This is a genomic window from Sinorhizobium fredii, assembly GCF_002944405.1.
GTDB lineage: Bacteria > Pseudomonadota > Alphaproteobacteria > Rhizobiales > Rhizobiaceae > Sinorhizobium > Sinorhizobium fredii_C.
On the sequence record NZ_CP024308.1, the window covers coordinates 121,312 to 139,659 of the forward strand.

Annotated in this window: 17 protein-coding genes; 6 read left to right on the plus strand and 11 right to left on the minus strand. The window is 59.6% G+C overall.

All coding sequences use genetic code 11. The annotated features are described in order from the left end of the window. Nucleotides 1-21 precede the first annotated feature (21 nt). From NXT3_RS19930 to NXT3_RS19950, 5 genes are read left to right on the plus strand one after another with little or no spacing between them, the layout of a single operon-like run. Nucleotides 22-972 (plus strand): MBL fold metallo-hydrolase, encoded by a 951-nt coding sequence (locus NXT3_RS19930; RefSeq protein ID WP_104840129.1) that lies wholly within the window; start codon nt 22-24, stop codon nt 970-972. A 24-nt stretch (nt 973-996) separates the two neighbouring features. After that, nucleotides 997-2,604, plus strand: coding sequence for an FAD-dependent oxidoreductase (locus NXT3_RS19935; protein WP_104840130.1), 1,608 nt, complete (start codon nt 997-999; stop codon nt 2,602-2,604). 2 nt (nt 2,605-2,606) lie between these two features. Continuing rightward, nucleotides 2,607-2,813, plus strand: coding sequence for a DUF2783 domain-containing protein (locus NXT3_RS19940; protein ID WP_104840328.1), 207 nt, complete (start codon nt 2,607-2,609; stop codon nt 2,811-2,813). Beyond that, entirely contained in the window at nt 2,806-3,447 is a 642-nt protein-coding gene (gene maiA, locus NXT3_RS19945; protein ID WP_104840131.1) for a maleylacetoacetate isomerase, read from the plus strand. The genes NXT3_RS19940 and maiA overlap by 8 nt, the downstream gene beginning before the upstream one ends. Nucleotides 3,448-3,469: 22 nt before the next feature. Then, nucleotides 3,470-5,422 carry an acetoacetate--CoA ligase gene (locus NXT3_RS19950; RefSeq protein ID WP_104840132.1) on the plus strand — a complete coding sequence of 651 codons (1,953 nt, stop codon included), beginning with the start codon at nt 3,470-3,472 and terminating at the stop codon, nt 5,420-5,422. 478 nt (nt 5,423-5,900) lie between these two features. Here the strand turns inward: NXT3_RS19950 and NXT3_RS19960 are convergent, their stop codons facing one another. After that, nucleotides 5,901-6,179, minus strand: coding sequence for a hypothetical protein (locus NXT3_RS19960; protein ID WP_104840134.1), 279 nt, complete (start codon nt 6,177-6,179; stop codon nt 5,901-5,903). On the opposite strand from NXT3_RS19960, the gene NXT3_RS19965 reads away from it, so the two are divergent. Further along, nucleotides 6,178-6,375, plus strand: a complete 198-nt coding sequence (locus NXT3_RS19965; protein WP_104840135.1) for a hypothetical protein — start codon at nt 6,178-6,180, stop codon at nt 6,373-6,375. The two genes, NXT3_RS19960 and NXT3_RS19965, sit on opposite strands and share 2 nt — an antisense overlap. 596 nt (nt 6,376-6,971) lie before the next feature. On the opposite strand, the gene NXT3_RS19970 is transcribed toward NXT3_RS19965, so the two are convergent. Genes NXT3_RS19970 through NXT3_RS20015 form a run of 10 tightly spaced genes read right to left on the minus strand, consistent with a single transcriptional unit; the run spans nt 6,972 to nt 18,346 of the window. Then, on the minus strand, nt 6,972-9,071 hold the full coding sequence (locus tag NXT3_RS19970) for a type IV secretory system conjugative DNA transfer family protein (RefSeq protein WP_104840136.1): 2,100 nt from the start codon (nt 9,069-9,071) through the stop codon (nt 6,972-6,974). Continuing rightward, a complete protein-coding gene (gene virB11 / locus NXT3_RS19975) occupies nt 9,068-10,096 on the minus strand; it encodes a P-type DNA transfer ATPase VirB11 (RefSeq protein WP_104840137.1) in 1,029 nt (342 codons plus the stop codon). The genes NXT3_RS19970 and virB11 overlap by 4 nt, the downstream gene beginning before the upstream one ends. Continuing rightward, nucleotides 10,077-11,288 (minus strand): type IV secretion system protein VirB10, encoded by a 1,212-nt coding sequence (gene virB10, locus NXT3_RS19980; RefSeq protein ID WP_104840138.1) that lies wholly within the window; start codon nt 11,286-11,288, stop codon nt 10,077-10,079. The genes virB11 and virB10 overlap by 20 nt, the downstream gene beginning before the upstream one ends. Then, nucleotides 11,288-12,097: a TrbG/VirB9 family P-type conjugative transfer protein gene (locus tag NXT3_RS19985; RefSeq protein ID WP_104840139.1), complete on the minus strand. Its 810-nt coding sequence runs from the start codon at nt 12,095-12,097 to the stop codon at nt 11,288-11,290. Before NXT3_RS19985 ends, virB10 begins: the two co-directional genes overlap by 1 nt. Beyond that, entirely contained in the window at nt 12,094-12,789 is a 696-nt protein-coding gene (locus NXT3_RS19990; protein WP_104840140.1) for a VirB8 family type IV secretion system protein, read from the minus strand. The genes NXT3_RS19985 and NXT3_RS19990 overlap by 4 nt, the downstream gene beginning before the upstream one ends. A 38-nt stretch (nt 12,790-12,827) precedes the next feature. Continuing rightward, nucleotides 12,828-13,856: a TrbL/VirB6 family protein gene (locus tag NXT3_RS19995; RefSeq protein WP_104840141.1), complete on the minus strand. Its 1,029-nt coding sequence runs from the start codon at nt 13,854-13,856 to the stop codon at nt 12,828-12,830. Nucleotides 13,857-13,871: 15 nt separating this feature from the next. Then, entirely contained in the window at nt 13,872-14,099 is a 228-nt protein-coding gene (locus NXT3_RS20000; protein ID WP_011971091.1) for a hypothetical protein, read from the minus strand. Beyond that, nucleotides 14,089-14,790, minus strand: coding sequence for a type IV secretion system protein (locus tag NXT3_RS20005; protein WP_104840142.1), 702 nt, complete (start codon nt 14,788-14,790; stop codon nt 14,089-14,091). The genes NXT3_RS20000 and NXT3_RS20005 overlap by 11 nt, the downstream gene beginning before the upstream one ends. A gap of 11 nt (nt 14,791-14,801) precedes the next feature. After that, nucleotides 14,802-15,890 (minus strand): lytic transglycosylase domain-containing protein, encoded by a 1,089-nt coding sequence (locus tag NXT3_RS20010; RefSeq protein ID WP_104840143.1) that lies wholly within the window; start codon nt 15,888-15,890, stop codon nt 14,802-14,804. Further along, entirely contained in the window at nt 15,887-18,346 is a 2,460-nt protein-coding gene (locus NXT3_RS20015) for a VirB4 family type IV secretion/conjugal transfer ATPase (protein WP_104840144.1), read from the minus strand. Before NXT3_RS20015 ends, NXT3_RS20010 begins: the two co-directional genes overlap by 4 nt. Nucleotides 18,347-18,348: the final 2 nt, after the last annotated feature.

Below are 18,348 nucleotides of genomic sequence, written 5' to 3' on the forward strand. Positions count from 1 at the left end.
ACAGAATAAGGAGACTAGCAAGTGGCAAAGGCATTCGCATCGCAGGGCGACCTGGCTGAAAAGAAGATCTCGTTCACCGAGGTCGGCCGTGACCTCTGGGCATTCACTGCGGAGGGTGATCCCAACACCGGGGTTATCATCGGCGACGACGGAGTGATGATCGTGGACGCGCAAGCCACCCCCCGACTTGCGAACAAGGTGGTCGAGAAGGTTCGCACCGTCACCGACAAGCCGATCAAGTACGTGGTTCTGACGCACTATCACGCAGTCCGCGTTCTCGGGGCGTCGGCCTACGGAGCTCAGCAGGTCTTCATGTCCGACAAGGCGAGGGCCATGGTCGTGGAACGCGGCCAGCAGGACTGGGAGTCTGAATTCCAGCGCTTCCCTAGACTGTTCCAGGGTCACGAGAGCATTCCTGGGCTGACCTGGCCAACCATGACCTTCAAGGATCGCATGACGGTGTTTATGGGCGGGCGCCGCGTCGACCTCATGCATCTTGGCCGCGCGCACACGGCCGGCGACATCGTCGCACATGTGCCGGATCAAAGCGTGATGTTTACAGGCGATATCGTCGAGTATCACTCGGCCTGCTATTGCGGGGACGCCCACTTCAATGACTGGCCCGCCACAATCGAAGCGATTCGGGCATTCGACGTCGACGCCATCGCACCCGGTCGTGGGGACGCTTTGCAGGGCAGGGACTTGGTCCGGAAGGCGCTCGACAGCACGGCCGACTTCGTCCGCTCAACTTACCGTCCCGTTGCGCGTGTGGCATTGGGCGGGGGCACGCTGAAGCAGGCCTGGGATGCTTGCCGCGCCGAATGCGACCCCAAGTACTCGACCTATGCCATCTACGAGCATTGCCTGCCGTTCAATGTCGCCAGAGCCTACGACGAGGCTCTCGGGATCGACACGCCGAGAATCTGGACCGCCGAGCGCGACCGCGAGATGTGGGATGCCCTGCAGGGCTAAAGACAGGGGGATTGGGAGGCAGAAATGAGCAGAATTTTTGAAGCGCCCCTCTATCCATATCGACGGTCGAAGGACCAGGACACGGTCAGGGCGGTGCGTCACCCGGTGGTGGTTGTAGGCGCGGGTCCGGTCGGGCTCGCGCTGGCTATCGACCTGACCAGCCAGGGGGTGCCGGTCGTCGTGCTCGACGACAACGACAAGGTCAGTTTCGGGTCGCGGGCGATATGCTTCGCCAAACGCACCCTGGAGATAATGGACCGGCTGGGTTGCGCGGATCCGATGGTCGAAAGGGGCGTACAATGGAGCCTTGGCAAGGTCTACTTCGACGAACGCCAGGTCTTCGAATTCAACCTGCTGCCTGAGAGCGGGCACAAGCGTCCCGCGTTCATCAATCTCCAGCAGTACTATCTCGAGCATGAGCTGGTGGCACGCCTCCGTGCTCTCGAGGAGGAAGGCAACGCCATCGACCTCCGCGGCAACAACAAGGTGACGGCGGTCCGGCGGACCGTCGACGGCGTGCAGCTCACGGTCGACACACCCGAAGGGCCGTATGAAATCGAGGCCGACTGGCTCGTGGCTTGTGACGGAGCGAACTCGCCCGTGCGGCGTGCGCTTGGACTGGATTTCGTCGGGCGCGTCTTCGAGGACAACTTTCTGATCGCCGACATTGTGATGGAAGGCGGTGTCGAGTTCCCGGTGGAGCGGCGATTCTGGTTCGATCCCCCCTTCAACCGCGGCCAGTCCGCGCTGCTGCACAAGCAGCCGGACAACGTCTGGCGGGTGGACCTTCAGCTCGGCTGGAACATCGACAAGAGCGAGGAATCGAAGCCGGAGCGGGTGATCTCGCGACTGAAGGCGTTTCTGGGCGAGGACGCGAGGTTCGAACTGGAATGGGTTTCCATCTATACGTTCCAGTGCCGCCGGATGGAGAACTTCAGGCACGATCGGGTGATCTTCGCCGGCGACAGCGCTCATCAGGTATCGCCGTTCGGCGCGCGTGGTGCCAATTCCGGAATCCAGGATGCGGACAATCTCGCCTGGAAGCTCGCGCTCGTCTTGCAGCGCAAAGCTCCGGAATCATTGCTCGACAGCTACGACCTCGAGCGCAGGCAGGCGGCGGACGAGAACATTCTGCATTCGAGCAGATCGACCGATTTCATCACGCCGAAGTCGGAGACGAGCCGTCTGTTCCGGGATGCCGTGCTGAACCTCTCCGAGCATTTCCCCGCGACACGCCCCATGGTGAATTCCGGCAGGCTGTCTTTGCCGAGCGTGCATGACGGATCACCGCTAAACGGACCCGATTGCGAGGACATGCCTTCGCGGACGCGGCCCGGCGCGCCCGCCAGCGACGCCCCCGTTTCCGGCGGCTGGCTGCTCGACCGCCTCGGTGGAGGGTTCCAACTGCTGACCATCGACTGCGACGTGCCGGAGCACCTAGAAATCGAAGGCATCGGTATTGAACGCGTGGCGCTGACCGCCACTGGCCTGGAGGAGCTGCGGACACGCTGGCTCGGCTCCGCCGACAGCGCCGTGTACCTGCTGCGCCCCGACCAGCACGTTGTCGGTCGGTGGCGCTCGTTTGATCGGGAAGCGGTTCGATCCGCTGTCCTCAGGGCTGTCGGGAGGTGAAGGTGGCAGAACTGATCGTCAATCCAAACATTCCGGACCCGGATGATTTCTACGCCGAGCTCCTCGCTGCGCACGAAGGGCGGGCCAAGGCGGAGAGCGACGCGTTCAACGCTCGCCTCATTCTGCTCCTTGCCAACCACATCGGAGACCGGACGGTTCTCACGCAGGCGCTGGAAGCGGCCGCCCGGAGCAGGAATGTCGATGAGTGAAATCGTCCTCTACGACTACTGGCGGTCGTCGGCGAGCTACAGGGTTCGGATCGCCCTCAACCTTCTCGGTCTCCCGCACAGCTCGGTCTCCGTGAACCTCCTCGACCACTCCCACAGGAGCGAGGCGCACCTCCAGCGCAATCCGCAAGGTCTGGTGCCGGTGCTGGGGGTCGGCGAAGTCATGTTGACGCAGTCGCTCGCCATCATCGAGTACCTTGCCGAGACGCAACGCTCGGAACTGCTCCTCCCGGCCGCTCCCTTGGGAAGGCATCGTGTCCGCGCGCTCTCCCATGCGATCGCCATGGACATCCATCCCATCTGCAACATGGGGGTCGCAGCCCACGTGATGCAGATCACAGGGGCCGGCGAGGAGGCGCGTGGCGCGTGGATGCGGAAGTTCATAGGCGAGGGACTGCATGCATTCGAGCGGATGCTGGACCACCCGTCAACCGCTGCCTACTGTCACGGAGATGGTCCGACGATGGCCGACGTATGCCTCGTGCCCCAAGTCTACAATGCCGAGCGGTGGGGCGTGGAGCTTGCCAGTATGCCTCGGGTGTCGGCGATTGCCGAACGATGCCGAGCACTGCCCGCGTTCGCTGCCGCTCACCCGGACGCCGTGAAACCAGCCTGACCAAACGAGTAGTCGAAACGCCATGAATCCACTCAAGCCATTGTGGACGCCCACGTCCTATGCCCTCGAGCACAGCCCGATGGCACTGTTCATGAAACGCTGCAGCGAGAGATCCGGGCGCATCTTTGACGACTATGGCGACTTCCACGCCTGGTCCGTCAGCAACATGCGCGAGTTCTGGTCCGAGGTCTGGGATGAATGCGACGTCATCGGCGAAAGAGGAACCGAGGTTCTGGTTGACGGCGATGACATGCGGCGAGCCCGCTTCTTTCCCGGAGCAAAACTCAACTTCGCGGAGAACCTCCTGCGCAAGCGGGGACCCGGACCTGCATTGATCTTCCATGGCGAGGACAGGGTCGGCTACAGCGTCACGTGGGACGAGCTGCATGGGTTGGTGTCGAGGATGCAGCAGGCGCTGAGCATCCTGGGCGTTGGCCGCGGCGACCGGGTCGTGGCTATGCTCCCGAACCTGCCGGAGACCATCGCTCTGATGCTTGCCACGGCGTCGCAGGGTGCAGTCTGGGCTTCATGCTCCCCGGACTTCGGCGTGAGCGGGGTCCTCGACCGCTTCGCACAGGTGGAGCCGAAGCTGTTCGTTGCGTGCGACGGCTACTGGTACAACGGAAAGAAACAGGGCGTCGGCGACAAGGTCAGGGAAGTGGCGGCCAGCATGCAAGTACCCCTCGTCATCGTGCCGTATGCGGGCGACGCCGAAACCTTGGCGGCTTCCATCCCGGGAGCGGTTACGCTCGCGGGACTCATCCGCGAATTCCAGCCGCGGGCCATCGACTTCGACAGGGTGCCGTTCTCGCACCCCCTGTACATCCTCTTCTCATCGGGCACGACAGGCGCGCCGAAATGCATCGTGCATTCCGTCGGCGGCACGCTGTTGCAACACCTCAAGGAGCATAGGTTCCACTGCGGAGTGGGCGATGGGGACCGCCTGTTCTACTTCACGACATGCGGATGGATGATGTGGAACTGGCTGGCCAGCGGGCTCGCGCTTGGCGCTACGCTTTGCCTATACGACGGATCGCCGTTCTATCCGGGCCCGGGCGTGCTTTTCGACTATGCCGAGCAGGAACGGTTTTCCGTCTTTGGCACCTCGGCCAAGTACATCGACGCGGTGCGAAAGAGCGGCTACAGGCCGGGCGAAACGCATGACCTCTCGGCCATGCGTCTCTTGGCGTCCACCGGGTCGCCGCTGTCGCCGGAAGGCTTCGCATTCGTCTACGAGGCGATCAAAGGGGACGTTCAACTCGCCTCGATATCCGGTGGCACGGACATCGTGTCCTGCTTCGTCCTCGGCAATCCGCTGAAGCCGGTCTGGTCGGGGGAGATCCAGGGGCCAGGCCTCGGTATGGCCGTCGATGTGTGGGACGATACTGGATACCCCGTCCGCCAGCGGAAGGGAGAACTCGTCTGCACCAAGGCGTTCCCATCGATGCCGATCATGTTCTGGAACGATCCGGGCGGCGAGAAGTACGGCGCGGCCTACTTCGGCCGCTTCAACAACGTCTGGTGCCACGGGGATTTCGCGGAGTGGACCGAGCACGACGGTATCGTGATACACGGTCGCTCGGACGCCACGCTCAATCCGGGAGGTGTCCGCATTGGAACAGCGGAGATCTACAACCAGGTCGAGAGGATGGACGAGGTCGTCGAGGCCCTTTGCATTGGCCAGGAGTGGGACGGCGACGTTCGCGTCGTCCTTTTCGTCCGCCTGGCGGAAGGCATTCACCTCGATGCAGATCTTGAACAGGCGATCAGGACACGCATCAGGACAGGGGCTTCGCCACGGCATGTCCCGGCGAAGATATTAGCAGTGGCGGACATTCCCCGTACCAAATCCGGAAAGATCGTCGAATTGGCCGTCCGGGAAACGGTGCACGGGAGGCCGGTCAAGAACAAAGATGCCCTGGCAAACCCCGAGGCTCTGTCGCTGTTCGAGAACCTCGAATCGCTGCGCACCTGATCGGTCCGCCTCCATCCTTAAATGCAAGCTGAATGAACGGCCTGGCGCTCGTCTTCGGCAGGCCGTCGTCGTCTCGAGATTCCGCAAGTCCAGGAAGACGAATGCCTGACGGCGTCAAAAAGCGAGCACCGGCGCACTGGTTGCTCTGCTCGGCTACTATTGCATGCAGATCGGCATGTCGGGTATGTTCGGACCGGTGACCGCGGATCTCGTGAAGACATCGAACGGGCTCGATCTCCCTTGGTGGTTCTACAGCATCGGGGCATCGCTGCTCATAGGCGCTGCTGGCGTATCGCAGGGTGGAATTCTCCGCCAAGGTGCTCGGTCTGCTCATGCTTGCAGAATTCGGGGTGGTCCTGATCCTCGATCTGCTGATCGTGTACCAGGGCGTGCCGAACGGGCTCACCCTTGCTCCGTTGTCCTTGGCTGAAATGCCCAGCGGCGTGGCTCTCGGCGTGACCTTCGTTTTCACCTTCGGCTACTTCATCGGCATAGTGCAATCTGGATCGTTGAGGCCTCCGGTACCGAGACGATCGTCGGTACGCTTCAGCAACTGGCCGATCTGTTCGTCAACAGCGTCTTCGCCTGCCTCCTGGCATTCCACAATCACGTGGCGCGCTACTTCTACTTCCTTGGCAAGGAAGAAATGATGCCGGAGTGGCTGGGAAACACATCCGGTATACCAGAGGCCGACCGGAACGATCGTCCAGACGGTCATTGCCGTCAACGTCATCAGCACCTTTGCCGTGCTGGGCATGGATCCGCTCCTTACTCTGTTCGCATGGATCGCGACCATCGCCGTGATCTGCGTGATCTCCTTAATGACGCTGGTTTGCATCGCGGTGATCGTCTTCTTCGGGAGGAATCCTGATCTGGAACCGGGCGAACCGATGACGCCGCAATCGGCTTCGCGCTCGTCGGCTACTTCGGCGTCTCTGGATTTGACATTCTGACTGGCGCGTCCGCCCGCTCGCCACCATCCTACCTTCCCTGATTCTCGTCGCAGCGGTCGCCGGTGCGGCAAGGGCGATCGGAAAGCCTGAGGTCGTCGAACGATTGACCCACGATACGGTCTAATTGGCTACACATCAGGTGGCCCGGTTCCCGGGTCATCTGATGTGCGCCGAAGAAGTTCGAACAGCCCGCTCGCATGCGGCACGTTATCTCGGCAGGACAGGGCGAAAAGCGACGCGCTCCAGAGGTGGTGCCGACAAGAGTCGTCACGGCACGCATCCAGGGATCGTAGATTGGGACCGATCGAGTCATTCTCCCCGGTGCCGATTTCCTTTCGCAGCAAACGCATCACGAATGTGTCATTGTGTCGATCGTGCGGAGAGCACGGGCTGGAGCCAAACATCAACACTTCCGGCAAGGCGATGCTCGATCGCACGAGGCACAGGCACTGGTCAAAGTGACGGGGCATGGACCGCTCTCCCACAGCGGGCAATCTGGCGTGCTACCATGGGGAATGACAGCTAGGGGCTAAGCACCAGAAATTCCGCTGCGCGTTTACGAGCGGCAGCTTTGGGTCGGAAGCGGTCTCCGCAAGCTATTCGGCCGCAACGCCAACCTCGACGGGATCAGGCACGGTTGCGCTGAAGATGTCCACGATGTTGCGGCGCTTGGTCGGAGACTTGTCGCCAAGCTTCTCGGCTTTCGTCTCGACCACTTCCTTGAGCTGCGCGGCCTTTGGTATGAGGCCCTCCTCGATGGCCTTTATCCGGGCTTCCATTGCATAAAGGCTTGCAGATGCTTCCGCACCACCCGTTTTTGCAGCAGTCGCCATGGGCTTCGGGCGCAGCGCCTTTTTATTGACGGTGCGTTTGGCAGGTGCTGCAGCTTTCGGGGCTGCCGCAGGTTCTGCCTTGACCGGAGCCGCCTCCGCCGCGGCGGCCGTCAAAGGCTTCTCCTCCGTTACTGGCGCCGGCGCGGCAATTTCGACGGAAGGATCTCCCCCCTTGGCATATTCCGGAGTTGTCGCCGGAACGGGTTTCGGTGACAAATAATCGACTTCCGGCACTTGCGGAATGTTGGCCTGAGAAAACGCCTCGGCTGATTTGAAGGGCTGTGTTTGGAAGAAGCGAAGCTTTTCACCAAAGATCGGCCGTTGTCCTTCGATGAGCAGGATCATCTTGTTTTCCGGCATTTGCCGGACCTCCTGCGGCATCATCAGATCGCGTTCGCGAATCTGCTCTACCTTCGTGCGGCGCGGGAGGCCCATCAGTTCGATCGTGCGGGATTCTGACTGGTAACGGATCGTGCGCTTTCCGAGCGCGCGGGATGCGTACTCGGCTGTGGCCTGATCGTTAGCGCCGAGGACGAGCTGATAGCCACAATTGCCGAGCAGGGAATGCCGGGACGTTTCGCCATAGATCTCGTCGAGGTTCTTCAGATCCTGAATGATGAAGGCGAGCTTGATGTTATAGCCAGCCACATAGGGCAGCTTGGTCATGATTTCGTCCATCCGCTTCAACTGTCGGAACTCGTCGAGCAAGAAGTAGACGGGGAGGGAATTGGGATCGTGCTCGAGCGTGAGAATATCCATCACCTGCTGCACGAACAGGGTCAGGAGGGGGCGCAGCAGGGTGATGTCGGTGATGTTCGGCGCCAGGTAAATCGAGATCGGCCGGCGCTTCATTGCCCGAAGATCCATGTCAGTGACGTTGGTCGCGGCAACGATCCGCTCGTTCTTGAAAGGCCGCATCGCCTTTTGAATGTCCAAGAGAGCAGACGCGGCGGCGCGTTCCGATAGGGCGATGTAGGAATTGAAGCTCTCGACGGTGAACTTCGAAAGGTAGAGCTCCTTCTCTTTGATGTATTTCATGAGCGCCTGGAGATCGACGCCACTGTTAAAAAAGGAATTGACCTCGGCGAGGTTGCGCCGGTCCTTGTAGAAGGTGCTTTCCGTGATGTAGCTGATCACCCCGGCAAGGACCTGTTGGGCGGTTGCTTGCCAGACGGAATTTTCCGATTCCGTGTTCTCGGGCACAAGAATGCTGGCGATGTTTTGAATGTCGGTCGTACGACTGCCGCGCTCGGGCCGGATAAAGTCCAGCGGATTATAGCTGTTGGTCTTTTCGGAGCCGGGCGCAAATAGGAAAACCTGGCTGCCGTTCTGGCGGCGATAACCCGCCGTCGCCTTGAACACTTCGCCCTTGAGGTCGGTGACGATCATCGAGCCTTCATGCATCAGCGCATTAGGGATCACATAGCCCGCGCCTTTACCGGAGCGCGTCGGGCCGATGATTAGATGATGCCGATCGTCCTTGGTGCGAAGAATGTTCCGCCCGATCCGGCCGAAGATGTGTCCCTGTTTGCGGAACCACTTCCCGCGCCGTAGCGAAGCTATGTCCTGAAACGCAGCATCCCCCAATGGGCTGCTCGTCGGTTTCAGTCCGACGTAGGCGACAAGGCCCGCCATCAGCAGCGCCGGCACCATGGAACCAAAAGCGACCTTCTGCAGGGCAGGGCTCGTTTTGTAGTGCCAGAGCTGTTGAATCGGAGCGAAGGGATTGCTCGTGATCGTCGTTTCGAGGATCCGACCGTCCTTATAGAAGAGCTGAAGCCCCAGGCCGTACCCGAGCATCCAGACAACGAACGCTATCCCGACGCAAAAGAGGAGGTAGAAAGCCTGGAGCTGCTTCGTCATGACTCATCCCGGGCGAAGAAGATCTCAGAGACCCCGCGCTTGCCGCCTTCGCAGCGGAGCTGGATGACGATCGGGATGACCATCTGGATATAGGACATCAGATCCTGCTTCGAAAAACCCGCCGACATGCCGGCTTGCTGCATCATCATGGCGAGCTGTTCATAAGCGCCCATCGGCGTATCGGCGTGAACCGTCGACATGCTGCCAGGGTGGCCGGTGTTGATTGCGCGGAGGAAGGAAAAAGCCTCCGCGCCTCGAATTTCACCGACGAACAGGCGATCCGGCCGCATGCGCAGCGATGACTCGAGCAGGCTTTGAATTGTTACGTCTGCTGTGCCCTGTTCGCCCTTCGACGCGATCAGGTGAACGGCATTTGTTTGCGGCGGGAAGAGCTCTCGCGTGTCCTCGAGCGTGATAATCCGCTCATGCGGATCGACGCTCTTCAGGCAGGCATTGAGGAAGGTCGTTTTACCGGAGGAAGTGCCGCCACTGATCAGGATAGAGACCCGTTTGGTGATGGCGGTGTGGATGAAATCGTAAATCCGATTGGCCCGCAGATGCCCTATCAGCTCACGATCGATGTCGCTGAGGCCGCCGACGGCTACAGAGACCTTATCGAGTGCTCCGGTGTCGCGATACTCCTCGAGCGTGAAGTTATTGACCACCTGCTTGCGGATTGAAATCGAGCCACCTTCTGGCGCCGCCGGCGGCAGAACAATCTGTATGCGCTCGCCGGTTGGAAGCGCGGCACTCAAAATCGGCTTGGAGCGGCTGATAAACTGGTGCGTCGCAGCCGCAACACGCTCGCCGATGTTCTGGATTTCATCGCCCGTCAGGGCGTCGATTAGATGATGCTCCATATAATCGGCGCCAAACCGCTCCACATAGATATGGCCTGGTTTGTTGACCGCGATTTCCACCACCCTGGGATCGTCAAGAAACTCCCTGATCGGTTCGAGAGCGCGGTTGAGGAAATAATGGGGATCGCGTCTGATCGTAGTGGTGTTACCTGCGGCGACGTTCACGTTGAATCTCCTTCATCGCTTCGGTGACCGGGTCGTCATACATGGCGCTGAAATCGAGGTCCTGGCGTACGTAGACAAAGATCCGCTCGCCTTGGCTAACGCTGATGGTGGGAGGAATGCGCAGGTTTTCGCTCAAGGCTTGGTTCGCCATATCCGAGAACGTCTCGGCGATGGTTTCGCGGGCGAGCTCCTCGCCACGTTGTGCCTCGCTGTTGTTGTCGCCAAACGCCTCGTCGCTTCCATAGCCGGTCAGGAAGCTGGCACCTGCGCCGACGACCGAAAGCATGATTGCGGAGCCGAACCGCTCGCGCCACTTGTTATCGACATGACCGGTCAAGCCCGAGCGCCCCAAGCTGTCCGTGCCGATGGAGTTGAGGCGAACCGACACGCCATCATCGCGAATGAGGCGGGTCCAAATAACGAAGTTCCGCTTTTGACCGCGGGTGACCTCGGACTGGTATTCGCCAATGAGGCGCGTTCCGGTCGGGATGAGGACGCGCCTCCCGTCGAAGGAATAGACGTCCTGCGACGTGATCGCACGAATCTGGCCGGGGAGATCGCTGTTGATCGCGGTCTCGAGGATACCGGGGATCAACGTTCCTTCCGGTATCATGGCGTCGATGCGTTCGATCTGCCGCGCCTTTGCGCTCCGATCGGCGAGACTCGAGGCCGCGGCCAGGTACTTGCTGTTGCGGTCTTCGCCAGCAACGCTGAGCCCGGAATCGTCCTCGCCTGGAAAACCCCCGTTGCCGTCGCCATTCCCTTTCTGATCAAGCGAGATCAGGCCCGACTTATAGCGTTCGGGAAACTCTTCGACGGGCGCAGCCTCAGGCGTTGTCTCGATGATCTCTGGCGGAGGCGGGACATCGAATTGGGTCGTATCGACGGGTGTTTCTTGAATCGGCTCAGGAGGTGGCGGCAGGTGAATTACTGCTGGTTCTATCTCCGGCTTCGGCTCTTCCTGTTCACGGACGAAGGCCGGCGGCCGAAAGGTCGTCGTCTGAAACTCTTCGTCGCTATCGGCGACGTCACGCGGCTTTTCTCCGGCCGTGGCAAGCACGAAATAGGCGGCGACGGCGCCCCCCAGGAGTAGGGCAGCCATGCCGATGGTTTGATTCCGTCCAGTGTTCCTGTTGCTGACGGCCGTTTCATCGGCCGCCGTCATGGCCTCAAGTTCAGGGCTGCGCTTCATTAGTTGCCGCTCCTCCTACGTTTCGTCGCCTTGGTGTCAGGAGCCGGACCGAGAATGGCAGGATCCGGAGCGCCGAAGTCGGGCTTGCGAAGGTTAAAGATGCAGGTCCATTGATTGCCCTCACGCAGAGTGTATTGCATCGCGACACCATCGACGACGATGTATTCGCCCTCCTTTCGGAAATTGCGCAGCGTCTCGGAGAAGTCGGCCTGGACGGCAAAAATCACCGGGACTCGGCTGCCGAACTTGAAGAAGGTCTTCTTCCCGTCGTCGAAGATCACCAAGGGCTTCAACGCCGGGTCCCCGGAAAACGAATAGTCGATGTTGACGTTCGCCTTATCGAGATTCGACATGTTCGGGTTCGCCGCCCGGAACTCGGCTTCCTTGCGGAGCGCGGCATTTAGATCCTTCTCTGGATACATGAAACGGATCCCGAACACCTGCTTGCCAACGGTCGGAGCATGGTCATTAAGCTCGAGGAAATAGATCCTCTTGCTGGTCACAACATTCATGTTGGTGGCGACGTTCTTTGCGATCGGCTTCACGAACAGAATGTTGCCTTTCTCGGAAGGGGCAACCTGCCAACTGTCGGTGTCACCAAGTGAGATCGTTTCGAACTTTTCGTCCTCATCAAAGATGATCATGGTGGAGATGCCGTAGGTGGCAGAGACCTTCACCACGTTATTGGACTGATAGACGACGCTGGTCACGCGCGAATCGAGGCTGCCTGGGCGAGGTGCCTGCGCAGCATGGGCGTGAGTCACCATCGCGACCGCGCAGGCCGCGGAAAGCAGGAGGCGTTTGATCATTCCTCAGATCCCGGCGTAACCGTTTCTTGATCGCGACGGTAGTTGTAGACCTGGAAGCCCAAGGGATTCTCAAAACGCCATTCGTTGGTCGCCGGCGTGTCCGTATAGCGATAGCGAACGACCGAAATGTAGTGACGGACGATCGAATCCGTGTCCGATTTTTCGGTCGTCGAAAAACGGACCAGCGCCGTGCTCGCATTGGAGAAGGTGACGGACTTGATGTCGACCGTGACCTTATTGTTCTTGCCGAGGACTTTTGCGGGATTGTTGGGATTTGCCGCGCTGTAAAGCTCCTGCAGCTCGCGGGCCGCATCGTCAGTGGAGAGTAGGGCGGCAATGCCGAAATTCTGCTCAATAGCAAAGGGATCGTAACCTTCGCGTGATCGGATATAGCGCACGACGTTTGCCTGCGTGACCGCCTGTTGATCGGTCAGCTTGGCAGACCTGGTTAGGCCGGTCTTCACCTCCATATAGCCGGTGTTCTTATCGACCTCGACGATGTACGGCTCGAAACTCTTCAGCGGGACGAGCATCACCAATGCTGTCAGTGACAGCAGGGTAATCGCGCTGGAAATCATGGTGACGAACCATGCGAGCGAGCGCGATCGCTTGGCCTTTTTGACGATCTCCTGTTCCCAACGGTCGCCGTCCTGAAAATAGCTCCGAAGAGCTGCGTCATTCGTTTCTGCCATTCGTTCTAGCCCTTACATCTAGCTCTTAAATTCGCGTCTCAGCGAGGCATGCTGTTGCTGCTAATGCGGTTCTGCATCGCCTCAGCAGCGGCGTTGCGAATATTGGTTCTCATGCCTTCCTGTGTGCGTGCCCTGGCTTGCATCCCGGCGTTGCCAATTGACCCCGCCAGACGTTGTCCGCCTGACAGCGCGGATATTGGTGCCGATACGCCTGCCCATCGGCCAACGGCACGTGCGAAATTCCCGATACCGGCGGCCACGCCACCGGTGATGCCTTGCGCGAGTACCTGAATGTTGAAGAGGACAAATGCGCCTGCAGCGCACAGTAGCAGGAAGGCAGCAACATCGCTAAGCTGAAGCCGCCGCTGGCTCGCAGCGCTCGCAACTTTCGTCAATTCCGGATCCATGGCCGAGATCAGAAATGCGGCCACGACATAAACGAACAGAGGGATGAGGGCATACATCAGCACCTGTTGGAACCAGGCGACGCCCAAGCCTCTCGTTTGATCGAAGAGCATGCAGCCGATGAAGATTGGAGCAGTTCCAATCAGTACCCACATCATCACCTTGGCAAGCAACAGAATCGCCAGCGCCACAGCAATGAAAACCCCAACTGCAAACATGATCAGAAAACCGACCATGGAGGGGAGAATTGTTAGATACCCGGACTGCTCAGCAAACGCGGAAGCGGCATTATTCGCCGTTTTCCAGATCATCGATAGGCCGTTTGTCGGCTCTGTGATGCCTGTCCCGGTGGCGGTAAGGATCGCCCGGCCGACGTCCTCTGGCGTGTTATTCAGCCAAGAATAGAAAAGAGTGTTGAAGTAGTCCCACTCTCTGACCAGCGCCAGAATGATCAACATCCGGGCGACGCGACCAATGATCTCGCTGACGCTGACGCGAGCCGTTCCCATGAAAAGCTGGAGGCCGTAGTAGCCCACATATGCAATGAACATGATGGTGAGCAGCGGCACGATCTCATCACCGACAATCCCGTAGGCCCGGGAAGAAAAATTCGCGCCGGTCTGTTCAATTCTGTCCAGCAGATCGCCTAGAAAATCGTGCATCGTTGCAAATTGTCCTTATTCAGCCGCCGTCGCCTCAATCGCAGCGAAGGCGGCCGCTGCGTCACCGTTGACGCTCATCATCGGGCCGCATTCTTGGCGAGGATCCGGAACGTAAGACGTCAGGTTGGCAGGTCTCTTGCAGGGGGCGGTCTTCTCCTTCGCCGCTGTACCGCAGCCGGCCAGGCCGGCCGCGATCAGGACGAGAAACAGAACCTTTGCGGTCGTGGTGTTTTTACTGGTCACTGTAGGTGAGCGCCTTCTTCGAGTTGGAAATGTCCGTCAGGCGCCGCTGGTTATCGGCCTGAAGCGAAGACACGGCGCCGTTCATGACGCCGATCAGCTCGTTGATGGTCAGGCCTGCCTGAACCTGAAGCTGTGTGTTCTGATCGATCGAGCCCTTGATGTCCTTGGCCTGGCCGATGTTTGCCCCCGCCTGCTCGAAAGAGGTGCGGCGCGTTTGAACTGCCTGTTGCGATCCGGTAACGAGCGCCGCGACACCGAGAACGGTGTTCACCATCTCTTCGTAAGATTTGTCGCCCGAAAAGGAGCTGCCCGCCTGCCCGGACAGGTTCTTCACCAGTTGCAGGCCGTTGATGAAGGTCGTTGCGACCTTGGCAACATCGCCGCCCATGCTTCCGAAGTTCGGAACGCCGCCAGACATCAGGCTATCGAAGGACGGCATTTGAGAGACGCTGAAGCCATTGCCGACGGCAAGATTCTGCATCTGATTGGCGTCGCTACCGCGATCGCCGGTTACCGCCTGTAGGGTCTCCTGCACCGTTTTCAGGACTTCCTTGTTGGTGCCGAGAATGTCGTCTGTGGTTTTCGACGTTCTCTGCGCAATCTCAAGATTTGCAGCGTCGATGACCGGGACTTGCGCGGAAGCTGCGGACGCAAGGGCCACCGAGCACGCCGTTAAGATCAAACGTTTCATGGCAGTTCTCCTCATTGAGCGGTCAACATCAGATCTACGTTGGCTTCGCGCTCCCGCTTCTGGACGCAAGCCTTTTCTGTCGGGCTCCATTCAAGCCCCTCGCGAGGATCGCAAATGCCAGTCGTTTCGCGGTCCGTCTCATCGTCATCCTTCTTGAAGCCGCTCGTACGTGATGCGCCTGAAAGATTGCCGACATCGACCGCACTTCGAGAATTCATGAGGTCCGCCATTGTCGTGCCGAGGCGGATGACCTGGTTCATCATTTCGAGGTTTGCGTTTCGCGCGCCCGAATTATGGTCCCAACTGTCCTGAATGGTCCCGCTGGACATGGCGCCCAACTGCTGCAGCCAGGAGGCAACATTCCCGCTGCTTTCCCCGATCGCCTGGGACGTCGCCATGGAGTTGATGGTGGAATCCCGCATGCCGGTGAAGGCTGTAGAACCGCCGCCATAGTTCGCAGGAATATTCGCGTCGTCGGAGCCGCCAAAAGCAGGAAGCCACTTTTGGGTGATGTTCGCCACATACCCCTGCGTTTCCTTGAAAGGTGGGATTCCGCCCCACTTCTGGACGTTACCAGGACCCGCGTTATAGGCGGCCAGTGCGAGATTGGTGTTGCCGTTGAAGCGCCGGAGCTGTTGTTTCAGATAGCGCGCGCCGCCACGAAGATTGTCTTCCATGTCATAAGGATTGACCCCGAGCTCCTTTGCCGTACCCGGCATGAGCTGAGAAAGCCCAATAGCGCCGACCGGCGATTTCGCACACGGATTGAGCCGGCTTTCCTGGTAGACGAGCGCCATGAACAGGCTTTCGTCGACGCCTTCTTCCTGGGCCACTCGCTTCACGAGGCCGGTGATTTCCGGGTTAGCTGTCGCAGCGGAAGTGGCGTCACCGCTGCGACCCGGACGATACATTGAGCAGGTCACACTTTTGCTGACCGTATGGCGGTCACTGTCCGTCTTCTCGATTTCCGCCGTCGTCTGATCGCGTTTGGTGTCGGTCTCGAGCACCTTGCCGTCAAGTATCGGCACCTGAGAGTGCGCCGTTCCGAAGGCACCAAGCCACAGCGCGGAAATCACCCACAAAGCAGGACTCTTCCTCATTCGGCCTTCTCCCATCCGCAAAATTCAGCCAGCCAATTTTCAGGTTCGTCGCCATATAGTTCCCGAAGCGCCGCGCACTCCTCGACGGTCTCCTTGCGGCCGGAAAGCACCTTCACGAGATCGGGCATGGCGGAGAGATCGAGCCGAGCGATGACCGAGTCATTGCCGTGCTTGATCAGAAAAGTTCGCTTTTCGGGCGGAGTGTTCTTGATGAAGTTGAATTCCTTCACCGTCAGGCCAAAGCGCTTGATGTAGCTCTCTTCGTCGGCCCTCGGGTTCGGAAAGTGAATGTTCGTCGCCGACTGCTCGATCAGCGTATGCGAGGCTTTTGCCTTGGCGATATCCGCCGCGGACTGGGTGCCGAAGCCAACAATGCCGTTGAGCTTGCGGATGGTTTTCATCTTGTCGACGATGAACGCCGAAAATGTCTCGTCCATAAGGAGCTGCCAGCCCTCGTCCATGAAGAACATGACCGGGTTTCCGTCGAGCAGCTCGTCAAGGCGATGATAGAGGTACATCAGCGCCGGCGTGCGAAGATCCTCGTTGCCGAGGATGTTCGTCATGTCGAACCCTAAGACGCTGCGCCCCGAGAAAGAAAGGACGTCGTGCTGGGCGTTGAAGAGCCACGCCTTTTCTCCTTCCATCCAAGGCCGAAGGCGAGAGTGAAGGTCATTGGCATCCGCCCGCGACCGGCCCACCAGCAGCCCGGCCAAGTTCGCCAGGTTGCGCTCCGCCGCAGGTTCCTGCATCAGGCGGACGATCGCCCGCTCTAGCGTATCGTCATCTTCCTGAGTGAAGTCGCTGCGATCACCGGAACGCAGCATTGCCTTCAGGAGGCGAAGGAGGAATTCGCGGTTTGGGCCGGTATTTTCGAGCTGCAGCGGGTTAAAGCCGGTCGGCGTTCCGGGCGACAGCACCTCATATGAACCGCCAATCGCCCTTACGAAGATTTCCGCGCCGCGATCCTTGTCGAAGAACACGGCTTTCGGCGTCGGTGAAACGCGCATCGCCTGCGCGAGCAGGAAAGTCAAAGCGACCGTTTTACCGGAGCCGGTTGGTCCGGTGACCAGGAAGTGCCCGATGTCGCGGCGATGGAAGTTGAACCAGTACGGCGTCTGCGACGTGGTTTCGAGGATTGTGATCGGCAGTCCCCAATGCGTGCGATCGGCCTGGCCCGTCGCGAAATTGTGCATGGAGGACAGGCCGGAAAAATTCGCGCTCGACAGCATCGCTTTGCGAGCAATGTAGCTGTGATTGCCGGGCAGTTGCGCCCAAAATCCCGCTTCGAGGTTCAGATCCTCGCGAAGCCAGGTGAGATTCATGTCGGTGAGGCAAGCACCGAGTTCGGAAACGGTGCGGCTAAGGCCCGGGAGGTCGCGGGAGAGGCATAGGAGCGAAAGATGATGGAAGCCGAAGACGGCTTCCTGGTTCATCAGGCTGTTGAGCGCATAGTCGATATCCTGTTCGACTGAGCTACCGGCCTCGTCCGAGGCTCTGATCTGCCTCTGCAATCGACTAATACGTTCTTGGGCGATCGGCTTGTCGGCGATCGTGAAGGATTGCGTCAGAATGAATTCGTGGTTCACCTGCAGCAGGCCGTCCAGCATTCCCGGCCCGGTGAAGGGCGGATATTCCTTGATGGACAGCAGCGCTCCAAAGCGGGTGTCTTCATCGACAGCCGCTTGAGCCTGCATCGTCCGCTTGCTGAAGTGCAGTCGCGACGTGCCGACATAATTGCGAATGCCCATGCGGGGCAGGCGCATCTTGCGCGGCACGCCGCAGCTCAGGATCGCGTTGAAGAACTCGCAGGGTTCGGAGTAGGGCTCGCCTTTCTCCTTCTCTTCCTGCCCTTCAATCTTCGCCTCGTCGTCATTCCTGCGACGATAGGTAATTCCGAGCGCCCGGGCTCCATACTTATGCAGATCACGGACGATGTTGCCGATCAGCTCCTCGAGCTCCGTAACATCTTCGCGCGTTTGCTGGATCCGAGCGTCCCTGTTTGCCTTGTCAAAGAGCCTCTTCAGCGAGTCGCCAATGCCGAGGGCGCCCCGCATCCCAGACCGCACGACCGTCAGGTATATTTCGTTTGTGAACATGCGCTTATGGCGCAGTTGCCCCATGTAGCGCTTGTTCAACAGGTCGCAGAATGGTTCATCGAACGCGCCACCGATCTGCGTTTCGACCTCTCTTCGGATCACGGTCGACCAAAGAGAATAGCGGCTCGACCCCAACGCGCGGATCATCGTGTTTTGGACCACCGACCGCATGTTGAGCTCAGCCTGGTCCTCCGTCTGGAAGAACAGTCCATCGAGTTTGATGACGCTTAGAAGCGAGCCGTTTTCCAGCCCGATCACGGTATCGGAGACGTGCCGCAGATACGGAATATGAGTCGACATGGGCCGCTCATTGCTGGCGACCCGGCCGAATCCAAGCTCTTCTTTGACGACTTTCAGCATGG